Raw genomic sequence first — 20,967 nt, 5'->3', positions numbered from 1 at the left:
ATCGAAAAAGAGGATAGCTGATGAGTCAGGAGAAGTCGGATTATCTAATAGTACTCTGAGGTAGGGAGAGCCGACTACACGGGGAAGTGGATAACAAGTATACGTAGTTCTCAAAGGAAACTTTAGCCGGACATGTAGGGCTGGATAACTAAAGCAAACCTCACTGAGAAGAATAGCAAGAAAGCTATAGAGAAAACGTAGCCGATTACGGAAGCGAGTATACTTGAGGAGCCCGGTGCGGGAAATCCGCACGCCGGGCAACCGGCATGTCTACCGTGACTACGACAATATCTAATAAGGATATAGTGCTGAGTTACAGTGCTAAAAATAATTTAAATAAAAAGGAGTTGATTGAAATGAAAGAAAAGCTGAATGTTTCAAAACTGTTAGAAATTCAAAACCCTAACCATGCGTTGATTGATTTTGTTGACATCGTGTGACTGGTATAATAAAAGGGAGAAATTTTGGCAAACAAAAACGGAGAATATTTTCCAACTTAATACAATAATACCTTATCTTCTGATAAAATTAAAGATAAGTTTTATCAGGGGAGGAATACAGCTTGAAGGGATGGAATATGTTTGCTGAAATTAAGCAGTATAAATTAAAAGGATTCAATAAGTCTCAAGTAAGTAGATTTCTTAATATTAACTACAAAACAGTAGATAAATACTGGAACATGTCTTATGAAGAATATGCAGAACTAAAGGAGGATGCTAAGAGTAGAAGTAAAAAGGTTGATAAATATATGGAGCTAATATTATCTTGGATAAAGGAATTTAGAGATATTTCAACTGCTCAAATATTTGATTGGCTTAGAGAAAGGTATGGTGAAGTGGATTTTAGTGATAGAACATTAAGACTTTATGTAAAAGATTTAAGAGAAAAACATGGACTGCCTAAAGTTCCTTGTGCAAGGCAGTACGAGGAGATTCCAGAGCTTCCAATGGGATATCAAGCACAAGTAGATTTAGGTCAAACTTGGTTATCCAAGCGTGATGGCTCAAAAATTAAAGCATATTGTTTTGCAATGGTACTTTCTCATTCGAGATATAAGTTTCTATGGTGGAAAGATAAACCTTTTAATACACTATCATTCATAGAGGCTCATAATAAAGCTTTCGAATACTTTGGAGGCATGCCAAAAGAAATAGTATATGACCAAGATAGGATTTTGGCAGTATCAGAAAACCATGGAGATATTATCTTCACTGAAATGTTTCAAAACTACATAAGTAGCATGAAATTTAAGACTAGGCTATGCAGAGCTTTTGACCCAGAAAGCAAAGGAAAAATAGAAGCAGTAGTCAAATATGCAAAATATAACTTTGCAAAGCATAGAGCCTTTATAGATATTGATTTACTAAATGAAGACTCATTTAAATGGTTAGATAGAACTGGTAATGCTAAAGTACATGAAATAACAAGAAAGGTACCTAAAGAAGTGTTTACTCTGGAAAAGGAACACTTACAGAAAGTACCTAGCCTGTTTGAAAATATTCAACTTAATAATAGTTTAACCTATACCGTTAGAAAAAACAATACCATATCATACAAACAAAATAGATACCAGGTTCCAAAAGGCACATACAGACCAGGTAAAGAAGTTAAACTAATAATAAATGATAATAAGATGAATATAGTCGATTTAGATACTGAATTAGTTATTGCAACTCACAGTATCAGTAATCAAAAGGGCAAGCTAATTCAAATATATCATCCAGAAAGAGAAAAAAAGAAAACCAGAGACGAAATGTATGATAAAGCCCTAAAGGCTCTTGGAATGACAGATGAAGCAAAAGAGCTATTAGATAACATACGAAAAGAAAAAGAGAGATATTGTAGAGATCAGTTTGGATTAATAATATCAGTAGTAAAGGATTATGACGAAAAGCTAGTAGGACAAGCAGTAGAATACTGTGTAAAACGAAAGCTATTTAGTGCAGGAATGTTTAAAGATACACTAGAATATTTGAGTATAAAAAAGAAACAGGTTCAGAAAAGAAATATGATAAAGCAAATCTATCCATCTCTTCAAAGTACCAAGATGTAAAACCAGAGATCAGAAACATTGATGAATATATAAATGCTTTGAAGGGAGATAAAAAGACATGGATAAACTAGAGCAAATTAAAGAACATGCAAAAGAACTTAGCCTGAATTACTTAAGAATTAACGCAGATAAAATTATTGAGGAAGCTGATTTAAACGATTACTCATATCAAGATATATTAATAAAAATACTTGAAAATGAAATAGAAATAAGAAATAAAAAAGCACAAGAAAGAAGATTAAAGAATGCAGGATTTCCGGTAATAAAGAAAATAGAAGACTTTGACTTAGATTTTCAAAAATCTATAACAAAGAAACAGATAAATAGGCTATTAGAAATGGAGTGGATAGATAGGATGTATAATCTTATCTTCCTAGGCCCTCCAGGTGTAGGAAAGACGCATCTATCAATTTCATTAGGATATAAAGCAGTAGAATTAGGGTATAAGGTTAGCTTTGTAACAATGGATAACCTGATGCACGTACTAAAAACACACGAAATATCAAGAAAGAGCAAAGGAAAAATGAATAGAATACTATCTTCAAGCCTTGTAATAATAGACGAACTAGGTTACCTTCCAATAACAAGAGAAGAAGCAAATCTATTTTTTCAGTTAGTATCGGCACTTCATGAACAGGCTTCAATTATTATCACATCTAATAAAGGCTTAGAAGATTGGACAGAGCTATTAGGAGATCCTGCTTTAACAACAGCAGTATTAGACAGAATTACATACAGATGTGAGCTTTTTAGCATGTCTGGCAAGAGCTATAGACTAGAACACAGAAAGTCATTATTCTAATGTTCAAACTGGGAAAAATTCAGTAAAATTATTTGCCGAAATTTCTCCAAAAACACTTGCCAGTAACACATCGACGTAAATGATGATCAAGAGCTGTTTATTGACCCTTGTTTACTATCTCTTAATAGAGATGATTGGTGTAATAATGCTGAGATAATAGTAAACAGTTTTTTCGATGAGTTTTATAAAGCATATAGGGACGACAATTATATAAGGAAAATTGAATTATTGTCGCATTCCCGTGAAATAAATTGCACAAAATTAGGTTATGGGAATGGAGACAATGGACATGGGAATACTGCAGAAGGAATGATTAAGGATTTTAAAGAGCTTGAAAAACTTATAAGAGATATTGATTCAATTTCTAACGTGATTGACTTACCGGTGTTAATAAATGGATTTAATGAAGATGGACTTTCTGATATGCTCACAAATATAATACATAAGCAATTAAACGATTATACATTAGAGCAGATTTCTTTATATGACAAATGTCCAAATTCAGAAGATGAGTTTTACACTTGGGATGTTTCCTCAAAAACTTGGGTTTTAATTAAAGAACCTTGTTATGAATATGAGGGTAAGAAAATTTTATTAACACCCAAAAGAATAGTAAGAAAAAGATATGTTTTTTCAGCTGATCACTTTTTAAAAAGAGTAATACTTGAAAGAGAAAAAAATAAATCAGCACAAATTAATGAAAAAGGAAAAACGGTTTACACAACTACTAAAAAAGAGCTTATCAACAAAATTGAAAAGAAAAATAAACATTGGAGATATGAATATGTAGTTGAGAGATCAAAAAAAGAACCTCAATTATTAGATGAATATCATGCAACTATTAAATCTTTATATATAGATAAGAAACTTGATGATGATGAATTGGATAAGCTTATTTATCAGAAGGAATAAAATGTATTTTAATAAATGCCTTAATTAAAATCACAAAAGATGCATTCAAGGTGGCTATCGTCGCATAACACACCGGTTCCCGGACAGTCCCCCTAGTAACCCGTCTTGTGGAGTAAGTTGCGTGACTGGCGGAGAACATTGTAAACCACAAAAACGTTATACGACGATAGAGCTATTTTTAGCTGCCTTAAATTATAAAAAACGTAATAGAAGGGTGAAAGTAAAGTGTCGAAAATTATATGGGATAAACTTTCAACATTTGATCAAATGATGAATCCTTTAGTAAAGGCATTAAAGGAATTGGGGGATCGGGAACTATTGATGAAATATATGAGAAGGTTATCAAGATTTTGGATCTATCAGAGAATGTTTTGATACTCCCCATGGTGATAAGGGTGGAAATCAAAGTGAGGTAGCGCATAGATTAGCTTGGACTAGAACGTATTTAAAAAAACACGGTATTTTAGAGAATTCATCAAGAGGAGTTTGGGCGTTAGCAAAGGATGCAATACATATTAAAAAAATTGATGAAAAAGAGGTTGTTAAAATTGTAAGGGAACAATCGTTAGCTAAAACAAAAGATAATAACCTAAATTATGATGATGAACAGTTAGAACACGATAGGATACAAGAGCCTGACGAAATAGAAAGTTGGCGTGAGGAATTAAGGAAGATACTACTATCAATGGATCCTGGAGCTTTTGAAAGATTAGCTCAGAGGCTCTTGAGAGAATCAGGTTTTGTTCAAGTTGAGGTTACAGGTAGAACTGGTGATGGAGGAATATATGGAAAGGGAATTGTAAGATTAAATGGTATTTTAAGTTTTCATACAATTTTTCAATGTAAAAAAATGTCAGGGAAGTGTAACAGCAAGTCATATAAGAGATTTCAGAGGAGCAATGCAAGGTAGAGCAGATAAAGGTTTATTTATAACGACTAGGAGTTTTACAAGAGATGCTGTAAAAGAAGCAACAAGAGATGGAGCATCACTAATTGATTTAATTGATGGAGAACAATTAATCGATATGTTAAAAGAACTAGAACTTGGAGTTAGAGAGATAATTAGAAAAGATTATGAAGTAGATAAAACATGGTATGAAAAGATATGGGTTATTCATAACTGTAGTGAATTATCGTCGTATAACATGGTATTTGCGCAAGAGTGCACTGGGGCACAATCCTAGGGCTCTGTGCACCATATCCCTTCGCTGGGAGCAAAGCTCCTCCAAGAAGTCTATCTATGGGGTCCAGCTTAAGGACGTCGCAAATACTTGGGCGTTATGTGCAATGGCAATATCAGGACTGTGCCTTTTCAAATTTGGATTTATCAGTATAATTCAGTTATATGTCTTTAGTACAGAAAACAGCATGATTCTTAATTGTTGAATGGAGGGGAGTTATGGAATTGACATTCAAAAGTGCTACAACTGATGATGTGGATAGAATATTTGAGTTAGAAAAGAAGCTTATAAACGATTATGAAACCAGCTTGCACCTAGATTTTGAGAAAATTTTTGATTGGATAAGGAGAAAAATAGAAAATAATATTGAGAATTATGAATGTGTTTATTTTAATGGGGTTAAGGTAGGATATTTTTTCTTGCATAATGAAGGAGAAAAACTTGAGCTTGATGACTTTTTTATTTTTGAAGAATTTCAGGGGAAAGGCATAGGTACAAAGGTTTTAGGATATGTTAACTCAATTGCAAAAGAACAGAATAAGGATGTATTTTTATATGTTTTTACAAAGAACTATAGAGCCATTAGTTTATATCTTAAAAATGGATTTGAAATTATAGAGAATATTCGTGACAGCAGGTACATAATGAATAAGCATGTGAACTCTTGCGTCTTTTAAATATACAGAATCAAAGAGTATAATATTTGTGTATTTCTGACTTGAAATGTTCTTATACTAAACATCAAATTTCGGGATAATTATGCTGTCATATTTGGCACTACACATAACATAATATTTGCACAAGTGTGCACTCCAGCATGTTTTGGGGTATTGTGCACCACATCCCTTCACCGAGAGCAAAGCTTCTTCAGGAGGTCTATCTTTGGGATCCAGCTCAGGAACATCGCAAATACGGGACGTTAAGTGATATTTTTAGCTTTGCGGCCTCGTGTCGCGGATTTTCTAGGGCTAGAGTTTGGAGTTTGTTTTACACTACTTGATATTTGACTATTTTATTATTAAATAAGTTAACGAAGGTGAGAAAATGGAGATCATGGAGAATTATTATACAAAAAATTTTAATACTTTTGATGAATGGCTTGAATTAGTAAGGCAAGATGAATTTGTGTACCCAAGATTTAGAATACCATATCATGAGTGGATGAATGAATATATTGATAGCATTGAAAACAGAAGTGAGGAAGAAGTGAAAGAATTACTGAGATATTTACTACTTCCTTTCACCAGGAAAATAGATCGAGCCAATTGCGAGAGCTTTTATTGTTTAAACAACGATCCCAACAAGTACTTGGAAATGTATAAAAGACTTGAAAATGGGCAAGACGCATGGGAAGGGCTAACGTGGGTATTACAGTACTTACCATATAGCCCATATAAAGCAATTAGAGCATTAACTTCTTATCATGATGCTGAAGTGTGTTATATGCCAGACGACAGAATCATTGGAATAAACCAATGTAAGGCATTGATTGAGGCTAAATTTATTTATACCAATAAAGGCTTAGAAAATGCTATTTTTGACCTAAAACCAAGAGAATTCGAGTGGCTAATTGAAATATTGTATAAAGATATTGGATATGAAACTGAATTGACACCAGCTACTAGAGATGGAGGGAAAGATATTATTGCCAATATAAAAAGAGAAGATGGCAATGAAAGGGTATATGTAGAATGTAAATTGTATAAAACAACAGAATTAGCTAAACAAACAGTTGAAGCATTTGGGTATCGAATTAATAAAGACAACATAAGTAGAGGAATATTATTCTGTACAGGATATGTTAACGATAATATCAAGAGTATGGATGAAAGAATTCAAATATGGACATTGGATGAAATTATTTTTTTACTGAATGCCCATATTGGCACTGATTGGAATCTTCGCTTGAAAAGACTAATAGATAATCAAAGAAGGAAATATGTAAAATAGTTATAAGGAGACAGTTCTTTGCTGGCATCTGGTCTCTGGGGGTTAACGTCACTTAACAAAATATTTGCGCAAGGGTGCACTCGGGCGTAATCCTTGAAGTACATTTAGCCTTGTTAATAATGTCCCATCATATGATTATATTTAATTTTAGAATAAGATTATTGAAATGTAAAAAAGTACTTCAAGAATCTAAATTTATTTCTAAGGTTATTATGAAAAATTTCATGAATTTATAATATTGATAACACATGATAATAGTTTATTTATTGACTATATCATGTGTTTATTTTTTGAAGTTTTGTAGTAAATGGGAGGTGACATATGATTGAGTGTCTTGAAATGTTGAAAATAAATAGCTACTAACTTTTTATAAGAAGAATATATGAAAACCGTGTATTAAAATAATCTAGAGGTGATACGATTGAGCAGACTTCAAGAGGTAAAAGATATTTATAAAGAAGTAATGAACAGGATTACATCTGAAGATAATGAGTGGAGAAAATTTTTAGATTTTTCTTCAAGGATATATAAATATAAATTTGACAGTAAGGTATTAATATATGCTCAAAAACCAGATGCTACAGCAGTAGCTAATATGAGAATTTGGAATAGGATAGGAAGGTATGTAAACAAGGGGACAAGAAGTATTGCAGTAATTGATAAATCAAAAGCTGGATTAAAATTAGAGTATCTTTTTGATGTATCTAGTACGAATGGTCCTCCTTGGACTATACCTAAAACATGGCAATTAAATGAAGAAATATTATTAAAGCTAGTAGATAGATTGAATAATGAATGGGATATGAAAGAATTAAATTTAGAGAATTCAGTTGATAAACAAGTTCAGAAAATGATATGTAATGACTTTAAAATTTATTTTGACGACACTTTAGAAGAACTAGAAAAGCAATCTAATAATGATATGAAAAACCAATATATTAAGATTGTAGAAAATAGTATTAAATATATGATATTTTATAGATGTGGACTGAAGTTAGAAAATTTCGATGAGACATCAATATTTCATAATATATCTAATTTTAATAATAAAATGCTAACACATAAATTAGGTGTAGCAGTGAGTGATATTTCAGAACAAATTCTTAGGGAATTAGAAAAAGAGGTTTATGATATTATAAAAAACATAAGGAGTGAACAAAATGATAGAGAAACCATTAGTAGAATTGGAGTACGAGGAAGGGAAAGATGGGATACTTTATCCCAAAATACAAATATCCAAGGAGAAGATAGCAGACGAGATACCACTAGGGAAGTATGGAATGATGGCATTGAACTATTTGAAGGAAAACCACGAGAGCAGGTACAGTTGGCTCATGATAGAGGGAGAGTTAATGTCATTAATGCACAAAGTAGACGAGGAAGCGAAGCTAAAATTAGAAGTGATAGAAAAACAGATGCTAAAGAAAGACCCAGTATCAAATCCAATGGATACATACGAGAGTTATCGGCACAGGGACATGATAAGGAGAGAAGCGGAAGAAATAGTACTGAAGGAAATAGTCTACAAGGTCAGATAAGCTTTTTTCCTTTTATTAAAAATATAGAATCACAATCTAAAAAAGATGGTGATTCTTTTTTTATGGCTACAAAAAATATAGAAGAATATTTAAGTGAAGAAGAGCAAAACGTAATTGACATTGAAGGGCTCATAGATGAAGAAAGAGATGGTGTATATGTAAACTATAAGCATGATCCTGCTGACGAAATAGGAGTTAGAGGACTAAAAACTAAATATAAAAACAATGTAGAGGCTATAAAAACTTTAAAGGTTATTGAAAAAGAAAATAGAATTGCTACATTAGCTGAACAGAAAATACTAGCTAAATATGTAGGCTGGGGAGGTATGCCACAAGCATTTGATAAAAATGCTACTGGTTGGCTAGGCGAGTATGAAGAACTGAAAAGTCTTCTATCTGAAGATGAATATAGAAGTGCTAGAGCTTCTACTCCTAATGCACACTACACATCACCAGTAGTCATAAAAGGATTATATAAGGCTCTGGAGAACTTTAATTTTGCTCAAGGAAATATTTTAGAGCCTTCTATGGGAGTTGGTAACTTTTTTTCTTTGATACCAGATAGTATGGATAATTCTAGACTTTATGGAGTAGAGCTTGATGATATATCGGGAAGAATTTCAAAACAGCTATATCAAAATGCAGATATTAAAATTCAAGGATTTGAGGAAACTAACTATCCTAGCAATTTTTTCGATATAGCTATAGGTAATGTACCTTTTGGAGATTATAAACTCCATGATCCTAAATATAATAAACATAACTTTCTGATACATGATTATTTCTTTGCCAAAACGTTAGATTTAGTTAGACCTGGAGGAATAATTGCGTATATAACTTCTAAGGGAACTATGGATAAGGAAAATAATAGTGTAAGAAGATATATATCTGAAAGAGCTGATTTAATAGGAGCAATAAGACTTCCTAATACAGCTTTTAAGGATGCAAATACTGATGTAACCTCAGATATTATATTCCTACAAAAGCGAGAGAGAATGTCTGTAAATGAAGCTAATTGGATAGACATTGGCTATATCGAGGATGATATACCTTTAAATAAATACTTTATAGAAAATCCAGATATGATGTTAGGAAAAATGGTCTTTGATGAAAGAAGAAAAGGAATGTTTGGAGAAAATAGTACCTATACATCTTTAGTTATTGATGATGTGGATTTTGATTTAGAAAAAGAACTATTTCAGGCTATAAATAAGTTAAAAGCAAATATAACTCAATATGAAAGGGAAGATACAAAATCTGAAAGTATAATTCCTGCAATGCCAGACGTTAGAAATTTTACCCATACACAAATAGGTGAAGATATTTATTATAGAGAAAATACTATAATGAGAAAGATGAAATTCACAGGTAAGCCACTAGAGAGAGTAAAAGGATTAATAGCTATCAGAGAAGCTACTAGGAACTTAATTTATATTCAATCTAGAGGTTGTACTGAAGAAGAATTAAAATATCATCAAGAAATTTTAAATGAAAGATATGATAATTTTGTAAAGGATAATAGCTATGTTTCATCAAGGGCTAACTCTCTAGTTTTTAGTGATGATAGTGATTATCCTTTATTATGTTCTTTAGAGATTGAAGATAATGAAAAGAATATTGTAAAAACAGATATGTTCTTTAAACAGACAATAAGGCCGAAAGAGGTAATTACTGAAGTTAATTCAGCAGGAGAGGCTTTAATTTTAAGTATGAATGAAAGAGGAAAAGTAGATATTCCTTTTATGCTAGAGCTATATAATGTTGATTTTGAGACTTTAATTACTGATCTTAAAGGACAAATATTTTTAAATCCTTTAAAATATGATAGTGAAAATTTAAAATTAGGATGGGAAACCCAAGATGAATATCTATCTGGAAATGTAAGAGAAAAGTTAAAAATAGCTAGAATATATGCAGAGAGTAACCCAAAGTTATTTTCTGAAAATGTCCTGGCTTTAGAAAAGGTCCAACCAGTAGACCTTGAGGCTAATGAAATAGATGTTAGATTAGGAACACCCTGGATAGAGCATGAAGATATTGAAAAATTCATATATGAAACGTTAGGAACTCCTTTTTGGTTGCGCAATAATCGTAATTCTAGAATGGGAGGAGAAAATGGATCAGTAAGAGTAGAATATAATAGATTTACTTCTTCTTGGTCAATATCAAATAAGACAAAAGATTATTCTGTTTCAGCTACTGAGACATTTGGAACTAAGAGAATGACAGCTTATCATATAATAGAAGATTCTTTAAACCTTAATTCTGTTACAGTAAGAGACAGAATTGAAGATGGTAGTAGTGTTAGATATATTTTCAATCAAAAAGAAACTATGTTAGCAAGAGAAAAACAACATCAATTGAAAGAAGAATTTAAAAATTGGATATTTAAAGATCCTGAAAGAAGAGCAAAATATGTAAAGTACTATAATGAAAAATTCAATAATATTAGGCTAAGAGAGTATGATGGTAGCAATCTAACATTTCCAAATATGAATCCTGATATAAAATTAAGGCCACATCAAAAAAATGCTATAGCAAGAATTTTATATAGTAAAGATAATACATTATTAAATCATTGTGTAGGAGCTGGTAAGTCTTTTGAAATGATAGCAGGATGTATGGAATTAAAAAGATTAGGACTTGCAAAGAAAAGCATATTTGTAGTACCTAATCATTTAACAGAGCAGATGGGAGCAGAATTTTTAAGGCTTTATCCATCTGCTAATATTTTAGTTACAACTAAAAAAGATTTTCAAAAACAGAATAGAAAAAGATTTATTGGTAGAATAGCAACAGGAGATTATGATGCTGTAATCATGGGATATACCCAATTTGAAAAAGTTCCTATTTCAAAAGAAAGACTAGAAAAAATGATAAATAACCAAATAGATGAGATAACATACTCTATAGATGAAGCAAAGGCTTCTAGGGGAGAAAATTGGAGTATAAAGCAGATGGAAAAGTTCAAGAAGAACCTAGAGGCTGAATTAAAAAAATTAAATGATGATACTAAAAAAGATGATTTAATAAACTTTGAAGAACTAGGTATTGATGCAATGTTTGTGGATGAAGCTCATTATTATAAAAACTGTGCTGTATTTTCTAAAATGAGAAATGTTGCAGGAGTATCTAATACTGCTGCTAAAAAGTCTAGCGACATGTTGATGAAATGCCAATATATTCAAGAGATAAACAATGGTAAAGGAATAGTTTTTGCAACAGGAACTCCTATATCAAATAGTATAACTGAAATGTATGTAATGCAAAGATATTTACAACCCAATATTTTAAAAGAAAGGGGTATAAATCATTTTGATGAATGGGCTGCTAACTTTGGTGAGATTGCATCTAGTTTAGAATTATCACCCGAAGGGACTGGATATAGAATGAGAAATAGGTTTTCTAAGTTTACAAATCTTCCAGAGTTGATGTCAATGTTTAAGAATATTGCCGACACGCAAACAGCTGATATGTTAAAATTACCTGTTCCTAAGCTTAAAGAGGAAAAATATAAGCTTATTGCTACCAAATCTAGTGGGTATGTAAAAGAAAAGATGAAGGAGTTTGCTATAAGAGCTGAAGCTATAAGAAATAGAGCAGTTACTCCTAATGTAGACAATATGTTAAAGATTACGAATGAAGCTAGATTAATAGGAACAGACCCTAGACTATTAGAGAAGAATGCAATAAATGATCCCAATTCAAAAGTAAATATTTGTGTAGATAATATCTTTTATGAATATCAAAACTCATGTGAGATTAAAGGCACTCAAATAGTATTTTGTGATGTGGGTACTCCAAATACTAATGGTAGGTTTTCAATATATGACTATATAAAAGGAGAATTAATTAAGAAAGGAATACCAGACGATGAAATATGTTTTATTCATGATGCAAAAAATGAAATTCAAAGAGAAAATATGTTCACAGATTTAAGACATGGAAATAAAAGAGTAATCATAGGGAGTACACCTAAAATGGGTACTGGTACAAATATTCAGGATAGATTAGTAGCTCTTCATCATTTAGATTGTCCCTATAGGCCTTCAGATATAGAGCAGAGAGAGGGTAGAATATTGAGACAAGGTAATATGAATGAGGAAGTAAATATCTATAGATATGTCACTAAAGACACTTTTGACAGTTATTTATGGCAAATAGTGGAGCAAAAACAGAAGTTTATATCTCAGGTAATGACTTCTAAATCTATTGCAAGAAATTGCGAAGATATTGATGAAACTGTACTTTCTTATGCAGAGGTAAAAGCGTTAGCAACAGGCAATCCAAGAATTAAGGAAAAAATGGAGTTAGATAATGATATAGCAAGGCTTAGAGTTTTAAAATCTTCTTATGATAATCAAAAATATGCACTTCAAGACAATTTTATTTTTAAATATCCTAAGTTAATAACAGATTGCCAGCAAAAATTAGAACATATTCTTAAGGATATTGAAAAAAGAAATATGAATACAAAAATAAATACTGAGACAAATAAAGAAGAATTCTCCATAATAATCAATGGAGAATTCTTTGATGATAGGGAAAAAGCAGGAGAGTTTCTTAAACTACAGTTCTCAAAGGCTGAAATAGGTAAAGATTTGCATATAGGTACATTTAAAGGATTTGAATTGTTGTTAAGAAAATCATTATTGTTTGAATCAAATCATGACATTATAATCAATGGAAATTTAAAATATAAGGTGAATTTAGGCAGTAATTCCGGAGGCAATATTATTAGAATAGAAAACGGTTTAAAAGGGTTAGAAAGTAGAGTAAAATCTGTTAAGGAGCAAGTTGATGAACATAAAAGAAATTTAGAACAATCAAAGCTAGAGTATGAAAAACCTTTCCAATATGAAGAAGAATTAAAGGCAAAATTAGCAAGGCAGTTTGAGTTAAACCAAGAATTAGACTTAGGCAAAGATAGAGATGAAGATATAGAAATAGATGAAAGTGAAGTCGATTTAGATGTAAAAGCAAATGAAGTTGAAGAAGATTATGAAATGGAAGAAGAATTTGAATTATAGAAAATAGCTTTAAAACTATATTGTAGATATCATAAAACTATAGAAAAGACACCAAAAAAAGAGGTGTCTTTTTCTATATATTAAGTTATAGGGGGATGAATTTCATGAACAATAGAGTTAGATATACCGTTGAAAATATAATAAACAATAGATTTTATCAAATGCCAAAATTTTTACTTGAGGGAGAATTTAAGGGACTTTCTAATGATGCCAGAGTACTATATTCATTATTAAGAGATAGACATGAACTAAGTTTATCTAACAACTGGATTAATGAAAATGATGAAGTATATTTAATTTTTACAAGAGAAGATATGGCAAAGTTATTAGGATGCAGCCAACCTACTTTAAGAAAAGCAATAAAACAGTTAATTGAAATTGGTTTAATGGAGGAAGAAAGACAAGGACTAAATAAACCTAATATCATATTTTTAACTGCTGTAAGTATTGAAAATACAGGAGTGAAAAATTCTTTCAGTCCAGAGTGTAAAGATTTTTCAGTCCAGAATGAAAAAAACTTTCAGTCAAGAGTGAAAGAGTCTTTCAGTCAAGAGTGTAAAAATCTTTCATCTAATGATACTAATATTAATAATACTGATATTAGTGATACTGAGTCTGTCAGTCTGTCTAAAAATAATGGTGTTGATGATAAAAATAGAATTGAAAAGACGGACATACATACAGATAAAATACATGAAATAAATAAAAATAGGGATATTGAAAAAGAAAAAAGAGAAAGATTTAACAGCTTTATTAACCATAATGCTGAAGATAATAGCTTCATAGAACAAGAAATAAGTCAATTTAATTACATACTTCAAAAAGCAGAATTAGATTATATAGACCCTAGGTATAGAGATGCTGTAGAAAGAGCTTTGAGGGAATTGTTTTTTAACAACAGTATGAAAATAGGGGGAAGACATATACCCAAATGGATTGTAATAAAAGATTTGGAAAAAATAACATATTTAATAATAGATCATGCCTTAAGCAAATTTAAAGAAGCTAGTAAAGTAAAGCAAATAAAAAATACAGTAGAATATCTAAAAACTTGTATCTATAATTCAATTCACGAAATAAATTTAGACATTGATAGTGAGTTGACATATCAGGGAATGATATGAATGCAAAAAACATATGTAATATAAAGGGATAAAGGAGGGTCATATTAAATGGATAATATAAAAAAAGTAGCAATATATATGCGAACTTCAAGAAATATAGCAGTATTAAAAAATAAACGAATAGAATGTTGTAAGGAAAAACAATAAGTGATTGCAAAATTTTTGGAAAAATCGAAGTATTCGCTGATTAGATAAACCAGTTAAGCAAATTGCCTTGACTGGTTTATTTTTATTTTACTACATATAATAAGAAAATAGATTACAAGTCGAAGCTGATGCAAACTTTCAATATATAAGAATACTATATAGACACATGTTTATATATGAAAACATACAATATTAATATATAACATAGTATTGACATTACATAGATAAAAGCCTAGGATGATTATATAGATGTATATCTATATAAGGGGTGAATGTATGAAACTAAAATATGAAGAAAATTCAAAGATAATTAAAGCATTATCAGATCCAAAAAGGCTACAGATAATTGATATTTTATCATGTGGAGAAAGATGTGCATGTGATATATTAGAGCATTTTGATTTCTCACAGCCTACATTGTCGCATCATATGAAGGTTTTAATGGATTGCGAAATAGTAAGTGTAAGAAAAGATGGATTATGGAGTTATTATTCACTAAACATTAGTAAATGTAATAACATTATTCTATTTTTAATGAATCTTATAACAGATACTGATGATTGTATATGCAAAGACAAATCTAAATGTGAATGCAAATAAAAAGGAGTGGAGAAAATGAGAAAAATGAGAAAAATGACAATCTTTGATCCTGCAATGTGTTGCCCTACTGGAATTTGTGGACCATCCATAGACCCAGAATTGTTGAGAGTATCTAGGGTAATAAATAGATTAAAGAGAAGCGATGTAATAGTTGAAAGGCATAATCTAACTAATAACCCAATGATATTTGTTAATAACAAAGTTATAAATGAAATTTTAACCGAAGAAGGAGTAGAAGTATTACCAATTACAATGGTAGATGGCGAAATAGTAAAGACTAAGTCTTACCCAACAGATGAAGAATTTGTTAAATTTCTAGATATACCAGAGGATTATCTGAAATTGACAATTAAACAAAGTCCTAAAATAGATTGAGAATGTGTATATGAATGTTGCAAAAATAATAAAAAGGTGGTGCACTAATGTTTAAAGACTTTAACTTGAAAGATATAAACTTAACCAAATATTTATTCTTTACAGGAAAAGGCGGAGTAGGTAAGACTTCTACAGCTTGCTCTATAGCAGTCGCATTGGCAGATGAAGGTAAGAATATTATGCTAGTAAGTACAGATCCTGCTTCAAATCTACAAGATGTATTTAATACAGAATTGGATAATAAAGGTGTTCAAATTAAAGAGGTTCCTAACTTGGTTATAGCTAATTTCGAGCCAGAAGCTGCAGCTGCTGAATATAAGGAAAGTGTAGTAGCACCCTATAGAGGTAAGCTTCCTGAAGTTGTTATTCAAAATATGGAGGAACAATTATCAGGCTCATGTACTGTTGAAATAGCTGCTTTTAATGAATTTACAGGGTTTCTTACTGATAAAGAGGTTTCCGAACAGTATGACCATATAATATTCGATACTGCACCTACAGGTCATACATTAAGAATGCTTCAGTTACCTTCAGCTTGGACAAGTTTTATCAGCGAAAGTACTCATGGTGCATCATGCTTAGGACAGCTTGCAGGTCTAGAGGATAAAAAGGAAATATATAAAAATGCGGTAGATACTCTTGCCAATAAAGAAAAGACTACGCTTATACTTGTGTCTCGTCCTGAAACATCAGCTTTAAAGGAAGCTGAAAGAGCTTCTAATGAGCTGCAGGAATTAGATGTGAGTAATCAGCTTCTAATTATTAATGGGGTACTAAAGGAGCATGATGATGAATTATCTAATGAAATATATAAAAAACAACAGAAAGTACTAAAAGATATACCTGAAGGACTTAGAACACTAGAAACGTTTGAAATTCCACTTCGACCATATAACATAACTGGAATTGAAAATATTAGGGCCTTTCTAAAAGATGGAGATGTAAAACTCAAAGATGAAAAATTAGAAATAGACAATATACCTACTTTAAATATGGTAATAGATGATTTATATGAATCTAATAAAAAGGTAATATTTACAATGGGTAAAGGTGGAGTCGGTAAAACTACAATAGCTGCTACTATTGCAATGGAGCTAGCTGAAAAAGGAAAGAAAGTACATTTAACTACTACTGACCCAGCAGATCATTTAAAGTTTGTAATAGATGAAAGCTATGGCGTAACTATAAGTCACATCGATGAAAAAAAGGAGCTAGAGAAATATAGAGAAGAAGTTTTAAGTAAAGCTGGAAAAGAAAATATGAGCGAGGATGACATTGCATATATTGAGGAAGATTTAAGATCACCTTGTACTCAGGAAATAGCAGTATTTAGAGCTTTTGCTGAAATAGTAGAACGTTCAAAAAATGAAGTTGTAGTTATTGATACTGCACCTACAGGACACACCCTATTATTACTAGAATCTACACAAAGCTATAACAAGGAAATTGAACGTACCCGTGGTGATATACCTGAATCAGTAAAAGAGTTATTACCAAAGCTAAAGGATGATAAATTAACAGAAGTATTAATTGTTACATTAGCTGAAGCTACTCCATTTTTTGAAGCTAAAAGATTACAAGAGGACTTAAATAGGGCAAGTATATTTAGCAAGTGGTGGATAATTAATTCTAGCTTTTATGCAACTAACACAACTAACGAAGTGCTAAGAGCTAAGGCTTCAAATGAGGTTCAATGGATAAATGCTATAAATGAAATTTCTAAAGGAAACCTAGCATTAGTAAAATGGACTCCAATGGATCTAGAGGGTGAAAATCTAAGTAAGCTCTTAAAATAGGGCTTGCTTAGATAATATGAAATTTACGTATGAAGGGTGGACGTATAATGACAAAAGAGAAGCCAAAAGAGGAAATTGGTTTTTTTGAAAAACACCTTACATTATGGGTAGTAATATGTATGACAATAGGAGTACTTATAGGGGTTTATCTTCCAGAATTACCAGAGTTTCTAAGTAGATTTGAATATTATAATGTATCAATACCAGTTGCAATTTTAATATGGTTGATGATTTATCCAATGATGTTAAAGGTTGATTTCAGTAGTATAAAAAAAGCTGGAGAAAATCCAAAAGGTCTTATAGTTACATGGATTACGAATTGGTTAATTAAGCCATTTACCATGTACGCATTAGCACTATTTTTCTTCAGCGTAGTATTTAGAAACTTAATTTCTCCAGAGCTAGCAAAAGACTATCTAAAAGGAGCTGTACTTTTAGGTGCAGCTCCTTGTACAGCTATGGTTTTTGTTTGGAGTCATTTAACTAAAGGTGATCCAGCATATACACTTGTTCAAGTAGCAACTAATGACCTTATAATTCTAGTAGGGTTTGTACCTATAGTCGCATTTCTATTAGGATTAAGCAATATTTCAATACCTTGGGGAACATTATTTTTATCAGTAGTATTATTTGTAGTTATTCCTTTAGTAGCAGGCTGGATATCAAGATCTGCAATAACAAAAAACAGAGGGTTAGAATACTTTGAAAACCGTTATATACCTAAGTTTGGCAATGTTACTACTATAGGACTTTTATTAACACTAATAATTCTATTCTCATTTCAAGGCCAAACAATTATTGACAATCCTTTAGATATAGCATTAATAGCTGTACCGCTGATCATTCAAACATTTTTCATATTCTTTGTTTCTTATCTATGGGCAAAAGCTTGGAAACTTCCTCATAGTGTAGCAGCACCTGCAGGAATGATTGGAGCATCTAACTTCTTTGAACTTGCTGTAGCAGTTGCTATATCGTTATTTGGGTTGGATTCAGGAGCGGCCTTAGCAACAGTTGTAGGTGTACTAGTCGAAGTACCTGTAATGCTTACTCTAGTTAGAGTTGCCAATAATACAAGAAGCTGGTTCAGTACTGATACTAAGTAAAGGAGATGCGAAAAGTGAAAAAGAAAGTTGCTTTTGTATGTGTTCATAATTCATGTCGCTCTCAAATGGCAGAAGGTTGGGCAAAAAAATTAGGTAGCGATGTTTTAGAGGTATATTCAGCAGGAACAGAAAATTATCATGAAGTGAAACCGTTAGCAGTAGAAGTAATGGAGGAAGCAGGAGTAGATATGAGCTCCCATAGGCCTAAATTACTAAGTGATATCCCTGAAGAAGTGGATTATCTTATTACTATGGGATGCAATGTAGTCTGTCCTTATGTTCCATGTAAACATAGTGAGGACTGGGGACTAGAAGATCCATCTGGTGGTCCGATAGAAGGTTATAGAATGACAAGAGGCTTAATAAAAGAAAAGGTAGAAGGCTTGATTAAAAGAGTAAAGAATAATGAAATATAGTTATACTGGAAAGCGTAACAACTAGCTTTCTTTCCTGGGTTTTATAAAATTTATATGGAGTGAGGATCATTATGGAAAAGATAAAAATTCAGATGTTTGGTAACAAAAAAGAAATTGTTTCTGCATCGTGTGGCTGAGGACCAAGCGTTAGCTGTGATCCTAGTGAGGATCTTACAACAATTGAGATGTATGAAAAACTTAGAAATTTTCTCGGAAATTCTGATGTGAAAGATAAATTCGAAATGGAATTTATTGACATAACCGAGGATGATTTAAGTAATTATTGGAAAGAAAGGAAAATCCTAAAAAGAGGATATCAGCTGCCAATTACTTTTATAGCAGGGAAGCCTGTATTTTCAGGTAAAGTCGACGAAATGAAAATCTATTTGACCTTAAAAAGGTTGTAGAATATGCTTCACTAATAAGGAAGTCTAGCGGTAATATGTCAAGACCTAAATAATTAGAATTTGAAGGAAATATGTATAATATTTCTAAAAAAAGGCGTACTTTAATAAGCCTTCAGAAAGCTGCAAATTTTTGAAGGCGTTAAAGGAACCTACTATCTGTTAGTAGGTGGTATATATAGTTGGTTGGTACTCAGCAGTGAGTAAACCAATCGAACCAATTTCCTTGCAGTAAGTGCGAGGGCACGTTTGTGTTGATGTTTCGGGACTTCTTTAAACTTGGATTGGTAATAGCGCTTGAATTCGGTATCGTGCATGCGTACCTTATTCGCGGCTTCCAAGAAATAATACTTTAGGTATTTGTTGCCCGAAAGAATCAACCTTGTATTGGAGGCTTCGTAGTCTCCAGATTGGTATTGTGTCCATGCGATGCCTGCATACTTAGCTAATGCTGCATGGTTTTTGAAACGATGTATATCAGCTATTTCAGCTAATAAACCTGCACTATACACAGGACCAATACCAGGAATGCTATTTAAAATAGCAGGAAACAATTGCATATAAGATTCAATAGCTTTATCTAAACCATTTAATTGCTGTTGTAAAGAACGTATTCCAACTAGGTGAACAGCTAATAGTTGGTTAACAGAATCATTTACAGTTTTAGATAAACGATAGGAACTCCTAGCAGCTGCTTTTAGTTCATTAGCAACTCGCTCTGGATCATCAAATTTGTTTTTTCCCTTATCCATTAAGAATTCTGCTAAATCTTTCAGAGGCATGTCATTAATGTCATCTGTAGAGAAGAAGTCAGTAATTACAGCAATGGAAGTAGCTCCAAAGGTATCAGAAAATACTTTTGAAGAATCAAGGGAAGAAAATTTGTAAAACAAGGTATCAAGAAATCTAGTCTTTTCACGATTTAGATTCTGAGCAACCTGAAATCTTGCTCTTGTAAGATTTCTAAGAGCAATGTATTTTTCATCGGAATTAACTTCTTTGGAAATACGACCAAAGCGTAGATAATCCGCAATGACAAGAGTATTGATGTTATCATTTTTAGGTAGTTCGGGGTAAGCCTCTTTAAAAGCATTAACTTGCTTAGCATTCAAGATAAAAACTTTAACACCCCATTTCTTTAGAAAGGCATCATTACGAAGAAATATAGCCAGATGATCCGCATAAATAGATGTAGATTCCATACCGATAGAGACGGCTTGGAAGTCATTAGATACAAGAGTGTTATGTAGTTTTTCTAGAAGATTATTAGCGCCATCTTGATTGTTAGGAACAGAGAAAACAGTTAAAGTATCTCCAAGTGAATCAGTGAATCGTACAACATTACTCCGTTTACTAACATCGATACCTACAAAGAGAGTGTTCAACATAGAATTCACCTCACTTTCTAGATGGATTAAGAAACCAATAAGACAATGCCCTTGGGACTGCGGCAGCGACACCCTCGCGTATATGAATAAGCTCCTGTGGTGCATGCACGAACCCTTCCTGCAACAAGGGACACCTATTCAGGAG

Annotated in this window: 16 protein-coding genes and 1 pseudogene; 16 read left to right on the top strand and 1 reads right to left on the bottom strand. The window is 31.9% G+C overall.

Annotated elements, in window-relative coordinates; all coding sequences use genetic code 11:
• The first annotated feature begins 562 nt into the window (after positions 1-562).
• The 16 genes and pseudogenes from istA (at position 563) to QO263_RS13200 (ending at position 19,437) form a co-directional block, all read left to right on the top strand.
• Positions 563-2,053 carry an IS21 family transposase gene (gene istA / locus QO263_RS13270; protein ID WP_285622328.1) on the top strand — a complete coding sequence of 497 codons (1,491 nt, stop codon included), beginning with the start codon at positions 563-565 and terminating at the stop codon, positions 2,051-2,053.
• A 58-nt stretch (positions 2,054-2,111) separates the two neighbouring features.
• Positions 2,112-2,855, top strand: coding sequence for an IS21-like element helper ATPase IstB (gene istB / locus QO263_RS13265; protein ID WP_285622216.1), 744 nt, complete (start codon positions 2,112-2,114; stop codon positions 2,853-2,855).
• A 69-nt stretch (positions 2,856-2,924) separates the two neighbouring features.
• Positions 2,925-3,767 carry a DUF8370 family protein gene (locus QO263_RS13260; protein WP_502928721.1) on the top strand — a complete coding sequence of 281 codons (843 nt, stop codon included), beginning with the start codon at positions 2,925-2,927 and terminating at the stop codon, positions 3,765-3,767.
• Between the two features lie 358 nt (positions 3,768-4,125).
• Positions 4,126-4,218 (top strand): annotated as a pseudogene (locus tag QO263_RS19050) (hypothetical protein); the annotation flags it as partial.
• A gap of 234 nt (positions 4,219-4,452) precedes the next feature.
• Positions 4,453-4,677, top strand: a complete 225-nt coding sequence (locus QO263_RS13255; protein WP_285622325.1) for a restriction endonuclease — start codon at positions 4,453-4,455, stop codon at positions 4,675-4,677.
• On the top strand, positions 4,667-4,951 hold the full coding sequence (locus QO263_RS13250; protein ID WP_352168804.1) for a restriction endonuclease: 285 nt from the start codon (positions 4,667-4,669) through the stop codon (positions 4,949-4,951). Before QO263_RS13255 ends, QO263_RS13250 begins: the two co-directional genes overlap by 11 nt.
• Positions 4,952-5,166: 215 nt before the next feature.
• A complete protein-coding gene (locus QO263_RS13245) occupies positions 5,167-5,625 on the top strand; it encodes a GNAT family N-acetyltransferase (protein WP_285622323.1) in 459 nt (152 codons plus the stop codon).
• A gap of 367 nt (positions 5,626-5,992) precedes the next feature.
• The gene (locus tag QO263_RS13240) at positions 5,993-6,898 is read left to right on the top strand and encodes a restriction endonuclease (RefSeq protein WP_285622320.1); all 906 of its coding nucleotides are present in this window, start codon (positions 5,993-5,995) and stop codon (positions 6,896-6,898) included.
• Positions 6,899-7,319: 421 nt separating this feature from the next.
• Positions 7,320-13,466: a helicase-like domain-containing protein gene (locus tag QO263_RS13235; RefSeq protein WP_502928669.1), complete on the top strand. Its 6,147-nt coding sequence runs from the start codon at positions 7,320-7,322 to the stop codon at positions 13,464-13,466.
• Between the two features lie 104 nt (positions 13,467-13,570).
• Positions 13,571-14,590, top strand: a complete 1,020-nt coding sequence (locus QO263_RS13230; protein ID WP_285622317.1) for a replication initiator protein A — start codon at positions 13,571-13,573, stop codon at positions 14,588-14,590.
• A gap of 423 nt (positions 14,591-15,013) precedes the next feature.
• Positions 15,014-15,337: an ArsR/SmtB family transcription factor gene (locus QO263_RS13225; protein ID WP_285622314.1), complete on the top strand. Its 324-nt coding sequence runs from the start codon at positions 15,014-15,016 to the stop codon at positions 15,335-15,337.
• 24 nt (positions 15,338-15,361) lie between these two features.
• On the top strand, positions 15,362-15,712 hold the full coding sequence (arsD, locus tag QO263_RS13220) for an arsenite efflux transporter metallochaperone ArsD (protein WP_285629314.1): 351 nt from the start codon (positions 15,362-15,364) through the stop codon (positions 15,710-15,712).
• Between the two features lie 47 nt (positions 15,713-15,759).
• Positions 15,760-17,508 (top strand): arsenical pump-driving ATPase, encoded by a 1,749-nt coding sequence (gene arsA, locus QO263_RS13215; RefSeq protein ID WP_285622311.1) that lies wholly within the window; start codon positions 15,760-15,762, stop codon positions 17,506-17,508.
• A gap of 47 nt (positions 17,509-17,555) precedes the next feature.
• Positions 17,556-18,614 carry an ACR3 family arsenite efflux transporter gene (gene arsB, locus QO263_RS13210; protein ID WP_285622309.1) on the top strand — a complete coding sequence of 353 codons (1,059 nt, stop codon included), beginning with the start codon at positions 17,556-17,558 and terminating at the stop codon, positions 18,612-18,614.
• 5 nt (positions 18,615-18,619) lie between these two features.
• On the top strand, positions 18,620-19,030 hold the full coding sequence (locus tag QO263_RS13205) for an arsenate reductase ArsC (RefSeq protein WP_502928668.1): 411 nt from the start codon (positions 18,620-18,622) through the stop codon (positions 19,028-19,030).
• Positions 19,031-19,254: 224 nt separating this feature from the next.
• Complete coding sequence (locus QO263_RS13200; protein ID WP_285622304.1) at positions 19,255-19,437, top strand: hypothetical protein; 183 nt, start codon at positions 19,255-19,257, stop codon at positions 19,435-19,437.
• Positions 19,438-19,589: 152 nt separating this feature from the next.
• On the opposite strand, the gene QO263_RS13195 is transcribed toward QO263_RS13200, so the two are convergent.
• Positions 19,590-20,822 (bottom strand): IS110 family RNA-guided transposase, encoded by a 1,233-nt coding sequence (locus QO263_RS13195; protein ID WP_285622303.1) that lies wholly within the window; start codon positions 20,820-20,822, stop codon positions 19,590-19,592.
• Between the last annotated feature and the right edge of the window lie 145 nt (positions 20,823-20,967).

This window comes from Proteiniborus sp. MB09-C3, from assembly GCF_030263895.1.
In the GTDB taxonomy this organism is placed as follows: domain Bacteria; phylum Bacillota; class Clostridia; order Tissierellales; family Proteiniboraceae; genus Proteiniborus.
Note: the sequence above shows the minus strand (reverse complement) of the source record. Positions and strands in the feature narration are given on the sequence as shown.

Coding starts and splice junctions, on each gene's coding strand:
- arsA (WP_285622311.1), top strand. CDS start 15,760: ATGTTTAAAGACTTTAACTTGAAAGATATAAACTTAACCAAATATTTA.
- QO263_RS13205 (WP_502928668.1), top strand. CDS start 18,620: ATGCGAAAAGTGAAAAAGAAAGTTGCTTTTGTATGTGTTCATAATTCA.
- QO263_RS13230 (WP_285622317.1), top strand. CDS start 13,571: ATGAACAATAGAGTTAGATATACCGTTGAAAATATAATAAACAATAGA.
- QO263_RS13255 (WP_285622325.1), top strand. CDS start 4,453: ATGGATCCTGGAGCTTTTGAAAGATTAGCTCAGAGGCTCTTGAGAGAA.
- istB (WP_285622216.1), top strand. CDS start 2,112: ATGGATAAACTAGAGCAAATTAAAGAACATGCAAAAGAACTTAGCCTG.
- QO263_RS13225 (WP_285622314.1), top strand. CDS start 15,014: ATGAAACTAAAATATGAAGAAAATTCAAAGATAATTAAAGCATTATCA.
- QO263_RS13245 (WP_285622323.1), top strand. CDS start 5,167: ATGGAATTGACATTCAAAAGTGCTACAACTGATGATGTGGATAGAATA.
- QO263_RS13195 (WP_285622303.1), bottom strand. CDS start 20,822: ATGTTGAACACTCTCTTTGTAGGTATCGATGTTAGTAAACGGAGTAAT.
- QO263_RS13250 (WP_352168804.1), top strand. CDS start 4,667: ATGCAAGGTAGAGCAGATAAAGGTTTATTTATAACGACTAGGAGTTTT.
- arsD (WP_285629314.1), top strand. CDS start 15,362: ATGAGAAAAATGACAATCTTTGATCCTGCAATGTGTTGCCCTACTGGA.
- QO263_RS13240 (WP_285622320.1), top strand. CDS start 5,993: ATGGAGATCATGGAGAATTATTATACAAAAAATTTTAATACTTTTGAT.
- arsB (WP_285622309.1), top strand. CDS start 17,556: ATGACAAAAGAGAAGCCAAAAGAGGAAATTGGTTTTTTTGAAAAACAC.